General features: G+C 69.9%; 22 protein-coding genes and 2 pseudogenes. 7 read left to right on the top strand and 17 right to left on the bottom strand.

Features of this window, described 5'->3' with window-relative positions; translation table 11 throughout:
* Nucleotides 1-144 precede the first annotated feature (144 nt).
* The 12 genes and pseudogenes from JOF36_RS06500 to JOF36_RS06445 all read right to left on the bottom strand — a co-directional run bounded on the left by JOF36_RS06500 (nt 145) and on the right by JOF36_RS06445 (nt 10,376).
* A complete protein-coding gene (locus tag JOF36_RS06500; RefSeq protein ID WP_307862249.1) occupies nt 145-537 on the bottom strand; it encodes a pyridoxamine 5'-phosphate oxidase family protein in 393 nt (130 codons plus the stop codon).
* 325 nt (nt 538-862) lie between these two features.
* Nucleotides 863-1,102, bottom strand: a pseudogene (locus JOF36_RS06495) (ATP-binding protein); the annotation flags it as partial.
* A 72-nt stretch (nt 1,103-1,174) separates the two neighbouring features.
* Nucleotides 1,175-1,957, bottom strand: coding sequence for a helix-turn-helix domain-containing protein (locus tag JOF36_RS06490; RefSeq protein WP_210025496.1), 783 nt, complete (start codon nt 1,955-1,957; stop codon nt 1,175-1,177).
* The gene (locus JOF36_RS06485) at nt 1,954-3,312 is read right to left on the bottom strand and encodes a site-specific integrase (RefSeq protein ID WP_210025495.1); all 1,359 of its coding nucleotides are present in this window, start codon (nt 3,310-3,312) and stop codon (nt 1,954-1,956) included. The genes JOF36_RS06490 and JOF36_RS06485 overlap by 4 nt, the downstream gene beginning before the upstream one ends.
* The gene (locus JOF36_RS06480; protein WP_210025494.1) at nt 3,309-4,100 is read right to left on the bottom strand and encodes an AAA family ATPase; all 792 of its coding nucleotides are present in this window, start codon (nt 4,098-4,100) and stop codon (nt 3,309-3,311) included. Before JOF36_RS06480 ends, JOF36_RS06485 begins: the two co-directional genes overlap by 4 nt.
* On the bottom strand, nt 4,097-5,719 hold the full coding sequence (locus JOF36_RS06475; protein WP_210025493.1) for a TnsB C-terminal domain-containing protein: 1,623 nt from the start codon (nt 5,717-5,719) through the stop codon (nt 4,097-4,099). The genes JOF36_RS06480 and JOF36_RS06475 overlap by 4 nt, the downstream gene beginning before the upstream one ends.
* Nucleotides 5,716-5,967: a hypothetical protein gene (locus JOF36_RS06470; RefSeq protein ID WP_210025492.1), complete on the bottom strand. Its 252-nt coding sequence runs from the start codon at nt 5,965-5,967 to the stop codon at nt 5,716-5,718. The genes JOF36_RS06475 and JOF36_RS06470 overlap by 4 nt, the downstream gene beginning before the upstream one ends.
* Nucleotides 5,968-6,074: 107 nt before the next feature.
* Nucleotides 6,075-6,674 carry a recombinase family protein gene (locus JOF36_RS06465; RefSeq protein WP_210025491.1) on the bottom strand — a complete coding sequence of 200 codons (600 nt, stop codon included), beginning with the start codon at nt 6,672-6,674 and terminating at the stop codon, nt 6,075-6,077.
* A 268-nt stretch (nt 6,675-6,942) separates the two neighbouring features.
* Nucleotides 6,943-7,830, bottom strand: a complete 888-nt coding sequence (locus tag JOF36_RS06460) for a hydroxymethylglutaryl-CoA lyase (protein WP_210025490.1) — start codon at nt 7,828-7,830, stop codon at nt 6,943-6,945.
* A gap of 35 nt (nt 7,831-7,865) precedes the next feature.
* Nucleotides 7,866-9,041, bottom strand: coding sequence for an LLM class flavin-dependent oxidoreductase (locus JOF36_RS06455; protein ID WP_210025489.1), 1,176 nt, complete (start codon nt 9,039-9,041; stop codon nt 7,866-7,868).
* 64 nt (nt 9,042-9,105) lie between these two features.
* A complete protein-coding gene (locus tag JOF36_RS06450) occupies nt 9,106-9,618 on the bottom strand; it encodes a flavin reductase family protein (RefSeq protein WP_210025488.1) in 513 nt (170 codons plus the stop codon).
* Nucleotides 9,618-10,376 carry an SDR family NAD(P)-dependent oxidoreductase gene (locus tag JOF36_RS06445; RefSeq protein ID WP_073577344.1) on the bottom strand — a complete coding sequence of 253 codons (759 nt, stop codon included), beginning with the start codon at nt 10,374-10,376 and terminating at the stop codon, nt 9,618-9,620. Before JOF36_RS06445 ends, JOF36_RS06450 begins: the two co-directional genes overlap by 1 nt.
* Before the next feature lie 406 nt (nt 10,377-10,782).
* On the opposite strand from JOF36_RS06445, the gene JOF36_RS06440 reads away from it, so the two are divergent.
* From JOF36_RS06440 to rraA, 4 genes are all read left to right on the top strand, one after another.
* Nucleotides 10,783-11,220, top strand: coding sequence for a GlcG/HbpS family heme-binding protein (locus tag JOF36_RS06440; protein WP_210025487.1), 438 nt, complete (start codon nt 10,783-10,785; stop codon nt 11,218-11,220).
* 128 nt (nt 11,221-11,348) lie between these two features.
* Nucleotides 11,349-12,014: a GntR family transcriptional regulator gene (locus tag JOF36_RS06435; RefSeq protein WP_210025486.1), complete on the top strand. Its 666-nt coding sequence runs from the start codon at nt 11,349-11,351 to the stop codon at nt 12,012-12,014.
* Complete coding sequence (locus JOF36_RS06430) at nt 12,014-13,219, top strand: CaiB/BaiF CoA transferase family protein (RefSeq protein ID WP_210025485.1); 1,206 nt, start codon at nt 12,014-12,016, stop codon at nt 13,217-13,219. The genes JOF36_RS06435 and JOF36_RS06430 overlap by 1 nt, the downstream gene beginning before the upstream one ends.
* Before the next feature lie 61 nt (nt 13,220-13,280).
* Nucleotides 13,281-13,766, top strand: coding sequence for a ribonuclease E activity regulator RraA (gene rraA / locus JOF36_RS06425; protein ID WP_210025484.1), 486 nt, complete (start codon nt 13,281-13,283; stop codon nt 13,764-13,766).
* A gap of 87 nt (nt 13,767-13,853) precedes the next feature.
* On the opposite strand, the gene JOF36_RS06420 is transcribed toward rraA, so the two are convergent.
* The 5 genes from JOF36_RS06420 to JOF36_RS06400 all read right to left on the bottom strand — a co-directional run bounded on the left by JOF36_RS06420 (nt 13,854) and on the right by JOF36_RS06400 (nt 16,869).
* Nucleotides 13,854-14,279, bottom strand: a complete 426-nt coding sequence (locus tag JOF36_RS06420) for an ATP-binding protein (protein WP_281072198.1) — start codon at nt 14,277-14,279, stop codon at nt 13,854-13,856.
* A 177-nt stretch (nt 14,280-14,456) separates the two neighbouring features.
* Complete coding sequence (gene istA, locus JOF36_RS06415; RefSeq protein WP_210025483.1) at nt 14,457-15,758, bottom strand: IS21 family transposase; 1,302 nt, start codon at nt 15,756-15,758, stop codon at nt 14,457-14,459.
* A gap of 45 nt (nt 15,759-15,803) precedes the next feature.
* Nucleotides 15,804-15,974 (bottom strand): hypothetical protein, encoded by a 171-nt coding sequence (locus JOF36_RS06410; RefSeq protein WP_210025482.1) that lies wholly within the window; start codon nt 15,972-15,974, stop codon nt 15,804-15,806.
* Nucleotides 15,975-16,076: 102 nt separating this feature from the next.
* Nucleotides 16,077-16,610, bottom strand: a complete 534-nt coding sequence (locus JOF36_RS06405; protein ID WP_210025481.1) for a GNAT family N-acetyltransferase — start codon at nt 16,608-16,610, stop codon at nt 16,077-16,079.
* A gap of 25 nt (nt 16,611-16,635) precedes the next feature.
* On the bottom strand, nt 16,636-16,869 hold the full coding sequence (locus JOF36_RS06400; protein ID WP_210025480.1) for a helix-turn-helix domain-containing protein: 234 nt from the start codon (nt 16,867-16,869) through the stop codon (nt 16,636-16,638).
* 237 nt (nt 16,870-17,106) lie between these two features.
* Here JOF36_RS06400 and JOF36_RS38685 point away from each other — a divergent pair.
* From JOF36_RS38685 to JOF36_RS06385, 3 genes and pseudogenes are all read left to right on the top strand, one after another.
* Nucleotides 17,107-17,337, top strand: a pseudogene (locus JOF36_RS38685) (prolyl aminopeptidase); the annotation flags it as partial.
* 375 nt (nt 17,338-17,712) lie between these two features.
* Nucleotides 17,713-18,174, top strand: coding sequence for a hypothetical protein (locus JOF36_RS06390; RefSeq protein WP_210025478.1), 462 nt, complete (start codon nt 17,713-17,715; stop codon nt 18,172-18,174).
* The gene (locus tag JOF36_RS06385) at nt 18,171-18,515 is read left to right on the top strand and encodes a winged helix-turn-helix domain-containing protein (RefSeq protein WP_307862248.1); all 345 of its coding nucleotides are present in this window, start codon (nt 18,171-18,173) and stop codon (nt 18,513-18,515) included. Before JOF36_RS06390 ends, JOF36_RS06385 begins: the two co-directional genes overlap by 4 nt.
* The last annotated feature ends 95 nt before the right edge of the window (nt 18,516-18,610 follow it).

The following is an 18,610-nucleotide window of genomic DNA, read 5'->3' as shown; positions in this document are numbered from 1 at the left end:
GCGGGGGGCCTGCACCAGTGCCGAGCCGGGCCGGGCATGCAGCGTGGGGCTACCGGCAGGCCACCATGATCCGCGTCCTGGGAGTGGGGGCGGCGTGGGTCGCACCCGGGACTCCCAAGACGCGGATCATGAACGCCGACGGCGCTACCGGGCAGCACCGCGCAGGAGCCATCGAGTCGTCGCCACCTCGATGAGCGCACGAGCCCCTGATCCGTTCACGGCCCGGATGTCCCAGCCGTCGTACTTGTGTGCGAAGGCATCGACGACCTCAGCTGGGAAGTCCTGCTCCCGAACCGCTGCCAGACCCTCGGCGACGACCGGGGCGCGACCGTCCTCCAACGCCAGAGCTACTGCACCCTGTGAGCGGCAGTTCCGCACCTTCACCGAGTTCGCGCTGCACCCGATCCACCAGGTCCCCTCGTCGAACACGAACCACACCGGCGTGACGTGCGGACGACCGTCACCGCGGACGGTGGACAACCAGACGGTCGCCTCGTCGCGAAGCCGACGCTCGATGTCCGGTGGGAGTGCTTCCACAGCGGCAGTATCGCGCCCACTCGCGGGAGCGGGTTCCGCAGTGCGCCGGCGAGACCGGTCCGACCTGCCGTTTTCGTTGCTTTCCCACCGGCTGCGACCGCGTACGGTCCGCACCGGTCAGAACCTGGTCACCGGCGAACGTGCGCTACTCGGTTGCGAGCAGCGAAGGAGATGATCATGACGAGCAAGCGCGCCGACGACAGCACGTCAGGGCATCGCCAGCAGCCTCGTGTCGCGATCGAGGAGCTGGCTCACCGCAGGGTGTCAACGGATCTTGAAAATTGACCCCTCTGGGGACTCTGAATCTTGACCCCTCGATGGTCTGTCAGTCCCGGTCTGTGCGGTTCTGTTTGGCGAGGAGCTCGCGGCGTTGGCGGGTGCGGTAGGAGTCGCCGGTGAGGGTGAGGACCTCGGCGTGGTGGACCAGGCGGTCGATCATGGCTGCGGCGACGACGTCGTCGGAGAAGGTCTCGCCCCAGCGTCCGAAGGGCAGGTTCGAGGTGACCATGACCGAGCCGACCTCGTAGCGGGAGGCGATGAGCTGGAAGAACAGGTTCGCCGCGTTGTGGAACGACGTCGGAGTGAGAGTGGCGGCGCCACTGAGATGAGAGTGCGTGCGCCAGCAAAATGAGAGTGGCTACGGCGCCGGCGGGACAGGGTCTGCAGCGAGGCCGTAGTGGGCGTCCTCGGTGAGTTCGAGATAGCTGCCACCGAGGTGGCGGCGGACGAGTCCGCGTTGTTGCAGAGCGACGACCGCGGCCGGGTCGTAGGCCAGGTGCCGCTCGGTGATGCTGCGCGGGTCGTGCGCGATGGCATACAGCAGGCGAGCGATCTCGACGTCCAGGCCCGGTTCGGGGTCGTGGAGCCGGTGCAGCGCGACGCGTTGGGTGTCGGTGAGGTGCCGGTCCCGGGCGCGCAGCCCGCGAACCGGGGCCGGGCTCGTCGCTGCCGGGTCGTGATCGATACGCAGTCCGGTGTCGTCCAGCTGGGCGGCGAGGGCGTCCAGCGCGTCGGCGAGCCGGGCGAGGGTCCAGCCCAGCGCCTCGGCCAGACGGGCGGAGCTGACCGCGGCCGGTGCGCGGCCCGGTGGGCAGGTCACGGTGGCCAGCGCTGCCGCGATGACGGCAATGTCCTCTGGTTCGGCGTGCTCGGGCTGCTCTCGCCGGTGGGCTTTCCGGGTGGGTGCTCGGAACAGTTCGATGGGGTGCAGGTCGAGGACCTGGCAGAGCCGTTCGAGCAGGTCCAGGGCGACGGTGTCGTGGTCGTTGTCGGTCCACAGGCGTGCCGGGCCGGTGACCGCGCCGGCACCGACCCGGTCGGCAAGCTCGGTGTGGGTCATCCCCGCCGCGACGCGGCGCTGCTCGACCAGCGCCCAGTCGATGACCAAGCGGCGCGCCGGCCGCCGCGGCCGGTCGGTCACGAGCCGCTCCGCGAGAGCGGGTGCAGGTCGGTCACCGTCGTGTGCCGGAACGACGCAGCAGGCAGCACGACCCCAGCGTGGGTCGCGCCGGTGTGACCGAGCCGGGCCAGGGCGCGGTCATCGAGCGGTGCACCGTCGGGTCGAGCGAACAGCCAGCTCGCACCGGCCGGGGCGTCGGTGTCCGGAGAACCGGATGTGTCGCTGGGCGGTAGGGACGACGGGCGGGCCAAGGCGGCGCGGACCAGACCGGCCGCGCGGGCGGGGATGCGGTAGCTGAGCATGCTGCTCAGGCGCACGTGCAGACCACCGCGGTGCGCGGTGAGGGCACCGGGGCGTAGCCAGCACAGCCGGCTCGCCGGTAGCCCCGTGGCGCGGGTGAGGACCACGGCGGCGGCCGTGATCGGGTCGCAGAGACCGCGGAGCCGGCTCACGGTCGACGGGTCGAGGCGCGGTTCGAGCCGCCCGGTCGCCGCGGCCCTTGTCCGGCGCGAGGGTGGGTGTACGTCGAGGAACAGGCCCTCGGCGAGCAGCCCGGCCTGCGCGGCCCGCACTCGGGTCAGGACCTCGTCGGTGCTGGTCGCGTCGATCGTGAGTTGCTGCAGCACCGCATCGGCGAGATCGGCGCGGCTGATGTTGCTGAGCAGGCTCAACCGCAGCCCCTCGGCGTGGGTGCGGGCCTGCGTGAACGTGCCACGGTAGACGGCGTCGACCCGGGTGAACGCGGCCGCGGACAGCAGGCGGCGGGCGGTGGCGCGAAACTGCGGGAACTCCACGTCGGGTACCGCTGGGAAGTCGTCGTGGTCGTCGCGCTGGCCGGTGACGGCGGCGGCCGGTGCCAGCGTGGCCGGCCCGGCCCGCCAGGGCCGCACCAGCGGGGCACGGCCACCGCGGGTCGCGGCGAGGGCGGCGCGCCCGTCAGCGGCGGCGGCTCCGGTCTCGACCAGCCACAACCGCGTGTTGGTAGCGCTGGCCAGGACGGCGAGGTCGCCCCAGCAGGCGGCGGGGAGCCGGTCGGCGCGCAGCACGACCAGGTCTGTGACGGGTTCGGCCGCGAGCCAGCACCCGGCCAGCTCCCAGGACCGGTGGCTGGGGCGCTGCACCGGCCGCGCGGTCAGGAGCTTGCCCAGCGCGACCAGCAGGGCTGCCCCCAGCTGCGGGCGCGAGCTGGTTCCGGGCTGCGGCAGGCACACCACCACACCCCGATGTAGGGCGTGGCATGCCATCACCGCGGTCAGGCAGGCCGGAGAGTCGGCGGGGTCGGTGAGCACCGTGACCACCGGCGCGACGACGCCGGGCACCGCACGACCCGCCCCCGGAACGTGGTCGAGGAAGGTGCCGGTCGGTGTGGTGGTCACGAGGCGCTGCTGGCGGCGGGGCGGGAGCGGACGCCGCCGTGGAGGGCGAACGCGTTGCGCGCGATCTGCTCGTCGAGCTGCTCGACGCCGGTGCCCTGGCACAACTCGACCGCGGTCGCGGTGAACGCGGCCCAATCCCGCAGGTTTCCGTGGGCGAAGTGGTCGTCGACGAACAGCAACAGCTCGGCCTCGACCCCGTCATAGATCCGGTGGTAGCGCGGCAGCAGCGCACACACCTGCGCGCCCGACAGCGGCGAGCACACCACCCGGCGATAGATCCGCGAGCGCAGCATCGGCTCGCGGGCCAGGACCTGCCACGCGCCGTCCCCGCCGACCAGCAGCAGCCCGAACCGGGTCAGCCGGTGATCGTGCAGGTAGCGCAGGAACTCGATGCACTCGCGGTTGAGCTGCTGGGCTTCGTCCACTACCACCAGTCGTTCCCGCCCGTCCCGGCCGCGGTGATCGGCCAGCTGCTCGAGCAGCTCGGCCGAGAGCGCGAACCGGTCCCGGCGCCCCGGCGCGACACCGCCCAGCTCCGCGAACAGGGTGGCGGCCACCAGCCGCATCGTCGGCCGGCTGGGAAACGACACCCAGCAGGCATCCACCCGGTCGGTACGCCGGGCCAGGGCCTGTCCCACGGCAAAGGTCTTGCCCAGCCCCGCCTGCCCGTGCACCGCGCCCATCGCACGGGTGGCCACCAGATCGGCCACCGCCTGATCGACCAGCGCGAGCGCTTCGGTCGGCAGCGTGGCCGCGCCGTCGAGGCCCAAGAAGTGGCGCACACTCACCGGCGCTCTCCCTCGGCATCGTCGCCACCGGCCCCCGCAGCACGCCCAGTCCCGGCCGGGTCGGGCGGCTCGTCGGTGGGCTGGGGCGGGTTCCAGTAGTCGAAGCCGCGGTGCAGGTTGAGCAAGTCGGTGCGGGCCAGCCGCTGCAGGTCCCGGTCGCGGGCCTCGATGTCGCGCTCACCGGTATCGCGGCGCCGGTCGGTGCGGGCCTGCTCCGCGCTGATCACGGTGACCTCCTCCGGCTCGCCCGGAGCGGTGATCGGTGCCAGCCGCGCCCGCGCCCGGCGGCTGGTGCGGCGCTGGCGACGCCCGAGCTCGGCGGCATCAGCGCGGCGCCGGGCCAACACCGCCTCGCGCTGCTCCGGTGAGAGCGCGCCCTGCGGATACGCGGTGCACAACCACGTGTCCCCGCGGAAGATCTCGACCTGGCGGTAATCGTGCGGGGTGTAGCGAACCTGCACCCGCTCACCGACCCGGCCGTTGAGCTCGCCGGCGATGAAGATGTGCCCGCCGAAGTGCACCCCGTCGCGCTGCACCGTCCGTTCGGCATCGGCCAGCAGCAGCCAACGCAGCTGCTCGGCCCCCACCTCCTGGATCGGGGTGGGATCGGCCTGCCAGCGCTGCAGCGGGGTCTGCCCGTCCAGCGCCGAGTGCGCGCGCACGGTGTTGTACTCCACGACCCACTCGGCGAACCGGTCCACGAACAACGCCAGCGCCATCGGCGCCGCATCCGGCCCGTACAACCGCCCATCGGCCGCGCGCGGGCCCTCGGTGTGAAACGGCAACCCGGACAGGAACTCCTGATCCACCGTCCGGTTCGCCCGCTCGACCTTGCCCTTCTGATACGGGGCATAGCCGTCGGTCGGGTCGAACGTCGTACCCAGCGTCGCGCACACCCGCCCCAACGCGGTCGTGGCGAACTCCAGCCCGTTATCCGGGACCAGCGCCCGCGGTACCCCACCGAACGGGCCCCGCTGCGGGTCGACCACCAGCCCGCGCCGCAGCGCCGCCAGCACCGTCGCCGCGTCCGGGCGCAGCGACAACGCCCACCCCATGATCAGCCGCGAGTAGCAGTCCAGGAACACCGTCACCCACGGCTTCACCGGCCGCGCCCCGCGCGGCGGCGTCACCAGCACCGGAAGCTCCTTGTGATCGGCCTCCCAGCGGGCGTTGCGACACACCGGCTCCCACCGCAGATAGACCTCGTGACGGCGCCGCCCCGCCACCCCGTCGACCACCGCCGCCCGCTCGCCCGCCGTGAGCTCGCGGGCGAACGCGCGCTGCAACGTCCGCAACGGCGGCACCGGAACTGCCCGGGCCACCCGGTCCCGCCACAACGCAGCAACGCTGCCACCCCAGTCGGCGTAGTCGTCCCGATCGGCCTGGGTCAGCACGTACCGCGCCCGACCTGCCGCCCCAGGGCTGACACTGCCGAGCGCGTCATCGTCGCCCGTGGCGGGGTCGGGGTCCGTGGCCAGCCATCGCCACACCGTGCTCGACGACACCAGCAACCCGGCGGCGGCCCGACGCACCTCGGCGCTGATCGACGCGCCCGCTGCACGCTTCTCCCGCAACCGGGCGACCAGCACCGCCCGGGTCGCGGGATCGACGTGTCTCATCGCCGTAACTCGCCCACACAGTCCGGGCATACCGGCCCGGACAACCGCCACCCGCTCCCGGCCAGCCAGTTCTGCACGACAGCCGTAGCGCTCCCGTCACCGACCGCGAGATCACCGGCCAGCAGCGGGCCGTCCCCGCACCGCACACAGGCCACATCGGTGACCGGGCCGGGCGGGGTGCAGCCGCGACAGAAGTGCCGCTCGAGCACCAAGCCCGCGGCGGCCGGGTCCGACAACAGCCAGGTCATCGCCACCTCCGCACGCTCGATCGGGTTCGACGGCTCCCGCCCGCACCCGACACAACGACACTGGTCACGGCCCCGATACGCCACTCGTGGACCCTGATCGCGGACCATCAGCGCGCCTCCGTCTCCGCACGCGCCGCCCCCGCGGTGCCGGGACCGCGGTCGAGGTAGCCATACACCGTCGGACGGGCCACCCCGAGCAGCGCAGCGATCTGGGCCACGGTGTGCGTGCCGGCGTCGTAGAGCTGCTGGGCATGCGCGGCCTGCTCCGGGGACAGTCGCGGCTTCCGCCCACCCTTGCGGCCCCGCGCCCGGGCCGCGGCCAGCCCGTCACGGGTATTGGCCACGATCAGCTCCCGCTGGAACTCGGCCAACACCGACAGCATCCCGAACATCGCCCGCCCCTCCGCGGTGGAGGTGTCGATGCCCTGCTCGAGCACCCGCAGCCCGATCCCGCGCTCACGCAGCTCCGCGCCCAGGGTGACCAGGTGCAGCATCGACCGACCTAACCGGTCCAGCCGGGTGATCACCAACGTGTCCCCGCCGCGCACCAGCCGCACCACCAGATCCAGCTGCGGCCGCGACGCTTTCGCCCCGGAGGCGTAGTCCATGTACACGTCCGCCGCGGCCACCCCCGCCCGGGTCAGCGCGTCGACCTGATGCGTCGGGTTCTGCTCCGCGGTCGACACCCGCGCGTACCCCACCAACACGCGTCGACAATAACGCCGAGTGACCGTTCACCGACGTTGATTCGCGACGCGTGTTACCGACAGCGTCGACCTGCGGGTTCGGCGGCCAGTCGACGGGCGTCGGCAAACGACCCATTCTCGACACGTTGTGTTGCCGCCGACGGCTGGAAAGTGCGGGGATCGCTTCGGTTCAGCTTCTCCGAGCCAGGCATTTACTCGCGACCGTCCACGACGAACTGCCGCGCAGCGGCATACCTGTCCCAGGCGAAGCGACCCTGCTCGCCCCCTGTCATGAGAGGGCTGGTGGGAAGGAACCAGCGCGGTAAAGCTGGCCGGGCAGCTGACGGCCGAGGACGGTCTCCAGCCACTCGGCGACGCGGATGACCTCATCGAGGTCGACGCCGGTGTCCACGCCCTCATGGTCCAGCAGGTAGAGCAGATCTTCGGTCGCGATGTTCCCGGTGGCACGTGGCGCGAACGGGCAACCGCCGATGCCCCCGACCGAGGCGTCCAGGAGCGCTACCCCCTCGTCCAGGGCCGTGTAGGCATTGGCGTAGCCGGTGTTGCGTGTGTTGTGCAGATGCAGACCCAGCGGCGTGCCCAGGTGCCGCGCTCCACCGAGCAGGGCGCGGACCTGGCGCGGGACGCCGACGCCGATCGTGTCGGCGAAGACAATCTCGTCGGCGGTGGTGAGCTGCTCGGCGAGTCCGAGCACGATCGCCGGATCCACGGCTCCCTCGAAGGGGCAGCCGAACGACGCAGCCAGGGTGACCGTGGCCCGGCGACCGTCCTCGTGCGCGTCTGCGACGATCGCCCCTGCCTGCGCCAGCGACTCCGCCACCGAGTGACCCTGGTTGCGTCGGTTGAAGGTCTCGGTCACGCAGAACGCGATGTGGACCTCCTCGCACGAGGTTTCGCGGAGCCGCTGATAGCCGCGCTCGTTGAGCACCAATGCGGCCCGGCTCAGGGTCGGGCTCGGCTGCACCGCCGCGAGGACGTCCTCCGCGCCCGCCATCTGCGGCACGCGCTCGGGGTTGACAAAGCTCGCCGCCTCGACCCTGGGCACGCCGGTGCGGGCCATCCGGTTGGCGAGCTCGGCGCGGAGGGCAGGAGCGAGCACCTCCGGCTCGTTCTGCAGCCCATCACGCGGTCCGACCTCACAGAGCGCCACAGCCATGCGCATTCTCCTCGCGGAAGGCAGGTCAGGGGACGTCAGTGACGCAGGCCGGCCTGCTTGAGCAGCGGCATGACGTTGTCTCCGAAGTAGTCCATCTCCTCGTGGTAGTCGAGCATCCCCATGATCATCCCGTTCATGCCGCCGGTGTTGTGGATGCGCAGCATCTCGTCGGCGACCTGCTCTGGGGTGCCGACGATCGGGTAGCCGCCCCACCCGGCGATGAATCGCTCCTGGTAGGACTCGATCTGCGAGGCGAACGACTGGCTCTGCATGCCGAGGACCTTCATCACGTTGTTGGCGCCCTCGCGGTCGCCCATGTCGACGATGTGCTGGAAGTCGCGCTTGGCCTCGTCCTCGGTGTCGCGACAGACGACCAGGCCGAAGGTCATGGTCTGGATCTCACGCTGGTGGTCCTCGCGGGCCATCGCCTTCAGCTGCGACGTGTAGTCGTTCATCGTCTCGACGGTGTCCATCGCGGCGAAGTTGACGTCGACGTTGCGGGCCGAGAAGTCGATGCCCGACTTGGAGTTGCCGGCGTTGATCAGCGCAGGCCGCGGGGCCTGGTAGGGCTTCGGGTAGGACTCGACGTCGAGGCTGTGGAAGTCATTGGTGATGAAGTCGAACGAGCCCGGCTCGGTCCAGAGCTTGTTGACGAAATCGATCCACTGCTGGCCGTAGCCGTAGCGCTGGTCGTGCTCACGCTGCTCGGCGCCGAACATCTCCATCTCCGGGGTGAACCAACCCATGACGAGGTTGAGCCCGAACCGGCCGCGCGAGACGTGGTCGGCCGTGACCGCCATCTTCGCCGCCACGATGGGATGCACCGTCGGAAGGTGTGAGGTGGCGAAGATGCCGATGTTCTCGGTCTGAGCGGCGAGACCAGTCGCCCAGGTGTAGGTCTCGAAGCAGGTGCCATTGAAGTTGGTGGTGCTGCCGAACCCGCGCCAGCGCGCGACCGGCACCAGAGCCTCGAACCCCAGCCGGTCGGCCTTCTGCGCGACCTTGAGGGTGTGCTCCCAAGTCGGCTCGTAGGTCGTCTCGGCATGACTGATCGTCAGCCCGTTGGAGCAGTTGGTCCCGAACAGCCCGAGCTTGAGCGGCTGGTCGTTGAAGATCGGATGCGTGCTGCGGCCGTCAACCAGCGGTGTGCGATGGCTTTCTGGGCGCGGGGTGGCGGGGACGAGGCCCAGTTGTTCGGCTGCGCGGATCACGGGTACTCCCTAGAGGTCAAGTATCGAATGGATGGTTCGGCGAGGTGGACGCCCAGGTCAGGGATCAGGACCATTCCTCCTCGCGTACGGCGTTTCTCAGTCCGTAGGCGCCGCGATGGAACAGCAGCGGAGCGCGGTCGGTGTCAGATCCGAGCCCGAGCACCAACGCGGCAACCAACGTGTGGTCGCCCGCGTCGTGCTCCGCCCACAACTCGCACTCGACCCAGGCCACGGCCCCAGACAGGACGGGCGCGCCCCGGCGGCTCGGACGCCAGTCGATCCCGGCGAACTTGTCCGCACCCGACCGGGCAAAGGCATTCGACACGCCTTCCTGGTCGTCGGCGAGCACGTTGACGCAGAAGGTGCGCGCCGCGCGGGCTACAGGCCAGCTGCTCGATGTCCGCGCCGGGGCGAAGCTCACCAGCGGCGGCTCCAGGGACAGTGACGCGAACGACTGACAGGTGAAGCCGACCGGCCCCCGCGGACCGATCGCGGTGATTACGGTGACGCCCGAGCAGAAGTGGCCGAGCACGTCGCGCATCGACGTCTGATCGACCGGGGACGGTGTGGGGGCCATCAGCGGGTGGAGTAGCCACCGTCGATGTTGAGGACGGCACCGGTCATGAACCCGGCGTCGTCGCTGGCCAACCACAGCGCCAGCGAGACGACCTCCTCCGGCCGGCCGAGGCGACCGGTGAGGTGCTCGTGATTCCAGGCCTGGAAGATCTCGTCCCGGTTGCTCATGTCCTTGGTGAAGTTGCGCGGCATCGGGGTGTCGACGACACCGGGACAGATCGCGTTGACTCGGATGTCGGGGGCGAACTCGACGGCCGCGACCCGGGAGAAGTGCGCGGCCGCGGCCTTCGCCGCTCCGTAGGCGCCCATGTTCTCGAACGCGACGACCCCGCCGATGGACGAAACGTTGATGATCGATCCCTTACGACCGGCCATCAGTGGCACGAAAGCCTTCGTCGTGAGGAAGATGCTCTTGGAATTGAGCCGCTCAACATCGGCCCACTCGTCCTCGGTGGTCTCCAGGATCGGCTTGCCCATGATGATCCCGGCGTTGTTGTAGAGCACGTCAACTGCTCCGAGCTCGTTCTTCGCGGTCGCGGCCAGCTCAGCCACGCTCGCCGACGAGGTCACGTCGACCTCGGCGGAGCGGTAGTCGAGGCCCTCTGCCTTCAGCCTGGACTCCAGCTCCTTGACCGCCCCACCGTTGAGGTCGGCGCCGAGCACCGTCGCCCCCTCCTCGCAGAACATGCGACAGGCGGCCTGTCCCATACCGCCGGCAGCACCGGTGATCACGACGTTCTTGCCGTCGAGCTTGCCCATCGTCGCCTCGAATCCTCGATGTCTGTGTCGGCCGTACCCCTGCCGCGGCCGGTGACGATGAGGCACCCGCAGCGACGCGGCATCTGTATGCAACTACGCTCCATCTGTGGTGTCAAGAACCACTTCCGCACGCGCCAAGACAGCCAACGTGCACACAGTTCAGCCGGACTGGCAGAGACTGGCTGACTGGCAGCAATATCCCCACCCAGCAACTGAAACCGCACTGACCAGTTTGTACGTGGACCAACTGCGCTCTTCGGTGTCAGTCAAGGGCGTTTCACCCGTCGAGACCACCCCACAGGACGCATACATACATGCGATCACCACTCTGTACTTGACAGATCACCGGTAACTCGATTGTATGCATCGTCCCTAGTCCGTCCGGAACAGACAAGGAGCCCCACCCATGAGCAGCACCTACAACCGGCCGTCCATCACGCTGGAGCTGGCCCAGACGATCGTGCGCGAGGCCGTGGCCCAGGCAGCAGCCGACGGAGGCGCCTACGTCGTGTCCGTCGTCGACGAGTCCGGCGTCCAGAAGGCCTTCGCGCGCATGGACGGGGCCCCGCTCCTCTCGGTGCAGGTCGCCCATGACAAGGCCTACACCGCCGCAGGTTTCAGCATGCCGACCGACGGCTGGTTCGACTTCATCAAGGGTGACGAGCCCCTGCGCGTTGGAGCCCCGACCGGAATCGACAGGCTCGTGGCCTTCGGCGGTGGCTACCCGATCACCGTCGACGGCGCTGTCATCGGCGGGATCGGGGTGAGCGGCGGGCACTACTCGCAGGACATGGCCATCGCCCAGGCCGGGCTGCGGGCAGTGGACGCCGCGACCGCGGGCTGAGCAACGGGTGGCCCGATTGCCGGGCCACCCCGGCACAGTGCTGAGGTTTCGCAGGACGGCGATCGCCCCGCCATCGCGCCGTCCGAGCGAGCCGACGGCCACCAGCCCACCACCGAAACGAGGGGACCATGGCAGCTGCCACCGAGCAGGCCGCGACGCAGCTACGCCGATTGATCTTGGACGGCACCCTCGAGCCAGGGGCCAGGCTGCAGGAGGTCGAGCTCGCGGCACAGCTCGGCGTGAGCCGCACCCCCGTTCGTGAGGCGCTCCGGACTCTGTCGTCGTACGGCCTCGTTGAAATCCTGCCCAACCGCGGCGCCCGCGTCGCCCGTTGGTCCGTGGCCGACCTCGAGGAGATCTACCAGCTGCGGATCATGCTGGAAAGCCACGCCGCGGGACGGGCCGCCGAACGCATCGGCGGTCAGGACAACGACCATCTCACCGAGCTGTGCGAGCAGATGGAGGCCTGCGCGCGGCGCGGCGGCCGACACGACCTGCACACGCTCAGCGAGCTCAACGCCCGCTTCCACAGCGTCATCATCGACGGCGCCGACAGCCCCCGGCTGGCCACCATGCTCGCCTCCGTCGTGCAGGTCCCGCTCGTCGTGCGGACCTTCGCGCGCTACACCCCCGAAGCGCTCGACCGCAGCATGGGCCACCACCGCGAGCTGACAGCCGCCCTGCGCGCCGGCGTGCCCGACTGGGCCGCCTCCGTCATGCGATCCCACATCATCGCCGCCCGTGCGGTCCTCATGGACTCCACGGTCGCGGCGGATCCCGAAGGAGATACCTGATGCCCACAGAGCCCCCCGCGGGCGCGCTGGCAGGCACTCGCGTCGTCGAGATGGGCCAGCTGATCGCCGGACCCTTCTGCGGGCAGCTTCTCGGGGACATGGGAGCCGACGTCGTCAAAGTCGAGTCGCCCGAGGTCGGCGACCCAATGCGGCTGTGGGGCGTGTCCAACGCCGACGGTGACTCCCTCACCTGGCCCGTGATCGCCCGCAACAAGAAATCGATCACCCTGAACCTGCGGGTGCAGCCGGGGCAGCAGATCGCCCAACAACTGCTCGACCAGGCCGACATCCTGATCGAAAACTTCCGACCCGGAACGCTCGAACGCTGGAACCTCTCCCCGGAACGTCTATGGGAGACCAACCCGGGCCTGATCATCGTGCGAGTCACAGGATTCGGTCAGACCGGTCCCTACGCTCCCCGCGCCGGCTACGGCTCGATCGGCGAGGCGATGGGCGGCCTTCGCTACCTGACCGGGGAACCGGACCGACCGCCGGCGCGCGCCGGCATCAGCATCGGCGACTCCCTGGCCGGCACCTACGCCGCACTCGGCGCCGTCGCCGCACTCAACGCGAGAGCCACGACCGGACGCGGGCAGATCGTGGACTCGGCGATCTACGAGGCGGTGCTGGCGATGATGGAGGCCTCGGTGACCGAATGGGACGCCATCGGGCACCAGCGCGAGCGCACCGGCGCGATCCTGCCCCACGTCGCGCCCAGCAACGTCTACCCCACCGCCGACGCCAGCAGCATCCTCATCGCCGCCAACCAGGACACCGTTTTCCGGCGCCTGGCCGCCGTCATGGGCCGGCCCGAACTCGCCACCGACGACCGCTACGCCAGCCACCACGCGCGCGGCGAACGTCAATCTGAGCTCGACGACCTGATCGCCGACTGGTCGGCCGAGCACACCGCCGACGTCCTCCTCGACATGCTGCACGAGGGCGGCGTTCCCGCCGGCCGCGTCTACCGGTCCGAGGACATGTTCGCCGACGAGCACTTCGCCGCCCGGAACGCGATCGTGCGGGCCCACAACAGCCGTGGCCACGAGTTCGCCATGCAAAACGTCGCCCCGCGCCTGTCCGCGACCCCCGGCGGAGTCCGATGGACCGGGCCCGAGCTCGGCGAACACACCGACGACGTGCTCGCGAGCCTCGGATACGACGCCGCCGAAATCGAGCGGCTGCGCGACGACTCCGTCGTCTAGGACCGACCCGTCCCACCGCCCGCGACGCGGAACCACCACGTACCGGAAGGCCTATCACCAGATGGACACCGCCGACCGGATGGATGCCCAAGGCGACATCCTCGATAGCTGTGATCTGCAGTTCCGCCAGTACGGCCGACGCACGGAGTTCGACGGACCGATCCGCACCCTGCGCTGTCACAACGACGTCGGGCTCCTCCGGGAACTGCTGGCCCGGCCTGGCGACGGAGCGGTCCTCGCCGTCGATGGCGGCTGCTCGTTGCGCTGCGCGCTATTCGGTGACGTGCTCGCCGACCGCGCAGTGCAGAACGGATGGACAGGTCTGGTCATCGCCGGCGCCGTGCGCGACACCCGCACACTGGCAACGATCGACCTGGGGATCAAGGCGCTCGGATCGAATCCGCGCCGCGGTGCGCTCGACGGCACGGGAGAGATCGACATTCCTGTCAGCTTCGGAGGTGCAACTTTCGTACCGGGACAACACTTGTGGAGCGACAACGACGGGGTGATCGTCACCCGTCCCGGCAGGCTCGCCGGGACGCCGTGAGGGGCGAGCCCGACTGTACGAGCACCAGCCTTGCCCCTGTTGGAGCCGATCTGACGGCGCTGTCATCTTGGTGGCGCGCCAGCGCTGTCATTCTACCGTCGTCCCACACGCGTCGTGGTCGAAGGGGATGTAGCCGACCTCGTCGATGATGATCAGCTTGTAGCGGCGGATCTTCTTCAGCTCGGCCTCGAGGCGTCCGGCCTGGTGGGCCTCGGTGAGGCGGGTGATCCAGTTGTTCGCGGTGTCGAACAGGACCGAGTAGCCGGCGTGGGCGGCTTTGACTCCGAGCCCGATCGCCAGGTGGGTCTTCCCGAGTCCGGGTGGGCCGAGCAGGATCACGTTCTCGGCCTTGGCGACGAATGTCCCGGTCGCCAAGTGCGCCAACACATCGCGGCGCAGTGAGGGCAGGTGGTCGAGGTTGAAGTCCTCGATGGTCTTCACGGCTGGGAAGTGCGCGGTGCGGATCCGCATGGTGGTGCCGGCGGACTCGCGTTCGGCGACCTGGCGCTGCAGGACCGCGGCCAGATACTCCTCGTGCGACCAGTTCTCGTCGCGGGCCTGGCGGCGAGCTCTTCCCAGCAGCGCCGATCGTCGGGGTCTTGAGCACTCGGGCCAGGTAGGCCAGCATCGACGGCAACCCGTCCGCTGGTGCCGTTCTGGGCGGCGATGTCGCCGCGGTGGTCGTGGTGGTCATGGGTTGCTCGTTTCCGCCGCCGAAGCGGCCGTCGGGTCGGTCGGGATGGTGGGGTTGAAGTCGACGCCGAACAGGGCGTCGTAGTCGGGCAGCGCGCGCAGCGCGACCGGGCGGCCGTCGCCGTGGCGGCGCGCCCCGTTCTGCTGGGACTGCTGCTGGGCTCGGCGTTGCTCGGCCAACGCCTGGCGCATCTGCTTCGCGGTGGTGACGTGGTCGGGGTCGGTGATCACCAAGTGCTTGGCCCAGCTGCGGACATGGTGGGCGACGAGCTCGCGGTCGCAGAACACCTCGACGGTGGTGGGCGAGGCGGTGATGTCGACGAACCGCCCGATCGCCCGCGGGTCCACCGAGTAGTCGCAGGTGTCGACGCGGACGTAGTAGTCCCGGGCCAGCCGGATCCGATGGGTCAACCCGACCACCGGGGCCACCGGCGGCAGGACGGTCATGGCCTGACGGTCGGTCTCGAGCAGGTCGACCGGACGACCGTGGATGGCCCGGACGGTGCGGGTGTTCGCTCGTGTGGTGAGCCAGTCGCCGATCTGGGTGTTGAAGTCCGCGGGGGAGGCGAATGCCCGCCCGGGTAGGAACGAGGTCTCGAAGAACCCGTTGTTGCGCTCGACCATGCCCTTGAACTCCGGGTCCTTCGGCGGGGCCAGCCGGATCCTCGTGGCCAACGTCCCGGCGAACGCCGCGGCCGGGATCGACACCTTCCCGGTGCCCCCGATCGCGGACTCCCTGTCCCACACCAGCATCTTGGGAACCCGCCCCAACGCAGCGATCAGCTGCCACATCCCGGACAGGATGTCCCCGCCCTGGCGCGACGGGATCATCGTCGCCGAGTGGAACCGGGAGAACGCCAAGGTCAGCACCAGCACCGGCAGGATCCGCGCCTGCCTCTCCGCGACCGGGATCGGGGTCTCGGGGAACCACAGATCGCACTGGGCGATCTCGCCCGGCTCGTAGACCGTCCGGTCCGACGGGTCGATCCCCACATACTCGGGCCGGATCCGGGCCAGCAGCTTCTTCAGCGGGCCCTCCGAGTAGGGCCAGCCGATCCTCTGCGCGATCACCGGCCCCGGCATCGTCGGCCACTCCACGAGCAGGGCCCGCACCTGCGGCTCGTAGGCATCCGCGACCGAGCCCCGCGCAGCGCGTTCGTAGCGCGGTGGCCCCTCCGAGCGCAACGCCGCCCGCACCGTGTTCCGCGCGACCCCGAGCCGCCGCGCGATCTCCTTGATCGGCACACCCTCCGCCCGATGCAAGCGACGGATCTCCGCCCAGTCCTCCACGTTCAGCACCTCCCCAGCGTCGGGAGGGATCAAGATTCCCGAACCGCCAGGGGGTCAGATTTCAGGATCCGGCGACACAGGGGCGTGCACCCGGTCGAGTCCCTCGACGACATGACCCGCGACGCGTTCACGTCCGACGACGAACTCGACGAGCTCCTCGCCTTCGTCCACGCCGACCGGCACGCAGGGCTCGCGTAAACCGGTGCGGCCGGTCGTACCGGACACCGACGAGACGCCTGTCCCGTCCTCCGCGGACGCGGTGGCTCACGCCCGGTCAACGAGCAGAACGGGCGCGGTGCTGCACACCCGGGCACCGCCGGTGGGTACTTACCGAGTAGAGGACGGCAGGCGATACAACGCGAAGGGAGCGTTGTCGTGGACACCGTCGAGACCGGCGACGAGTCCTGGACGGAGGATCTCGGCGTCATAGGTCATGCCGAGGCGCTCCATCACAGCTCGAGACCGTTCGTTGTGTCGCTCGGTGAACGAGATGATCGAGTGCGATGGGGCGACCGTCATGGCGAACCGGATTGCCGCCCTACCGATCTCCGAGGCGTACCCGTGGCCCCAGAAAGCCTGACGAACAGCCCAGCCGATCTCGACCGCTGTGCCTCCGGCACCGTCGTCCATCAGTGTGGGGCCGCCACGCCCGACGAGACTGCCGGTGAGATCGTAGGCGAGCCACTTCCCGAGGCGGTCCTCCCGCCAACGTCTCTCCATCCTCATGGCGAACGCGGTCGCGTCGTCTCGGCTCCAGAACCCGCCGTACCAGGCAGCGATACCGGCGTCTTGATGGAGATCGAGAAGCGCGTCGATGCGTGCTGCCGTGATCGGCACCAGGACGAGGCGCTCAGTGATCATCCTCGGGGTGGCAGCGCCCACGCCGTCAGGCGCTGAAACCGAGCGCCGTCATGTAGGTGGTGAACTGCGGCTTGGCGGGGATGACACGACCTATCTCGAACTCGAGGACGTCGCTGGGGGCCACACCCGTGCGGCGGGCGAGTTCAGCGGCGCTGACGTCCTGCATCGCGCGAGCTTCCTGAACGAGACGGCCCAGGTCTTCGGCGTCTTCCTGCGGGGTGAATCTCGACGGGGACTTCGATCCGTTGGCTGATGTCATGTTCAGCTTCCTTCTGACGAGGGGGCAGTCACACTTTCCGCAGGCGGCGATGATCCGTGAACAGCCAGGCGACGCGAGGCGGTGGGCGGTGCGCCGCTCGCGGCCGGCGGCGTCGTCCGTCGGTCAAGTCCCGTGGGCGGTGTAACGCGGTCGCGCGAGCCTGATGTTGTCGTGGCGAAGAGGTCTGCTCCCACGGCTACGGTTCTGTTGTTCCACCGTCGCAGGTCAGGAGCGGCCGTGCCCCTCTACCCGCCGATCGAGCCATACGACTCCGGGACTATCAACACCGACGACGGCCAGTCGATCTACTGGGAGGCCTGCGGCAACCCCGACGGCCGGCCGGCGCTGTACCTCCACGGCGGCCCCGGTACCGGCTCCAGCATCGGCGCGCGCCGCTACTTCGACCCGGATCGGTTCCGTGCCGTGCTGTTCGACCAGCGTGGATGCGGCCGCAGCCTGCCATCAGCGCTCCGCGACGCACCGCGGCTCGACGGCATCCCCGGCGCGCTGATCCACGGTCGCCACGACATCAGCGGCCCCGTGGACGTCGCATGGCACCTCCATCAGCGCTGGTCCACGAGCGACCTGCACGTCATCGACGACGCCGGCCACGGCGGTTCTCAGAGCTTCACCGACGCCGTCGTCGACTCGTTGAGCCGGATCGGCACCGTGGCACAGGCCGACCGAACTCGGTTTTCGACCCCGAAGCGCTGCCGGCGGCGAGGTGGAGTGCGTTCCGCGGAACGCGGTGAGTCCGACACCCCTCGCGGACGCCCCTTGACGGGCACTGTCCGCCTCGCATACGTTTTCCGTACGGAAAGTTGATGCAGTTGGGAGATCGGAATGTCTGACACCCCCGAGTTCGATCAGGTCGTCGATGCACGACGCAAGCTCTCCACGTACGCCGAGTTCTCTCGCACCTACTGGGTGCTCCACGGGGTCGGGCTCGTACTGCTCGCCGGGATCCCGATCTGGGTGTCGTTCCTGCCGGGGCTGCGGCCCAGCATCCAGTGGGTGCTGGTGGCGGTCGCCGTGGCCGCGGCGGCCTACTCGATGCTCCAGCGCCGACGGTCCGGGGTTCAGCTTCCCCGGATCGGCGCGTATCCCAGCGCTCGGAAGGTGTGGTTCGCCGTGCTCGCGGTGACCATCGCCGGCGTCGTCGGCATCAACCTGCTGGTCGAGAACGGTCACCGCGTGGCGGCTCTGCTGGCCCTGATCCCCGTGGCCGCGGCCGTGTTCGTCGGCCAGGTCCGGACCCGCGCGAGGATGCGCGACGACATCGCAGCCGGCCGGGTTGCGCTGTGACCGCCGCCGGTCGTTCCGGCGCCGGGGCCGCCCCGGACGACGCTGCGGGCGAGCGGCACCCGATCTTCGAGACCGGGCCCCGGCTGGCGATGTGCGCGCTGCTGCAGGGCGCCGACTGGGTCGAGTTCGCCACCGTGCGCGACCTGACCGGCGTCAGCGACTCCGCAGTCTCCAAACACAGCCGCTCCCTCGAGGAGGCCGGCTACCTCGAGATCCGCAAGGGATCGGTCGGGCGGCGGCCCCGGACCTGGTTACGCCTCTCCCCGACCGGGCGTACCGCGCTGCGCGACCACCTCGCCTGGCTGACCCGACTGAGCAATGCCATCGACGATCAGCCGTGAGACCGACACCGCCGGACGGCTCCGTACCGCCCGCACCCGCGCACACGACGGGACGGCGCCGTCCCCGCGAAACCGCAGGTCACGACGCCGTCCCG

Origin of the sequence: Pseudonocardia parietis, from assembly GCF_017876315.1 — a bacterium.
In the GTDB taxonomy this organism is placed as follows: Bacteria; Actinomycetota; Actinomycetes; order Mycobacteriales; family Pseudonocardiaceae; genus Pseudonocardia; species Pseudonocardia parietis.
The sequence above is the reverse complement of the archived record's forward strand: the minus strand, read 5'-3'. Positions and strand labels throughout refer to the sequence as shown.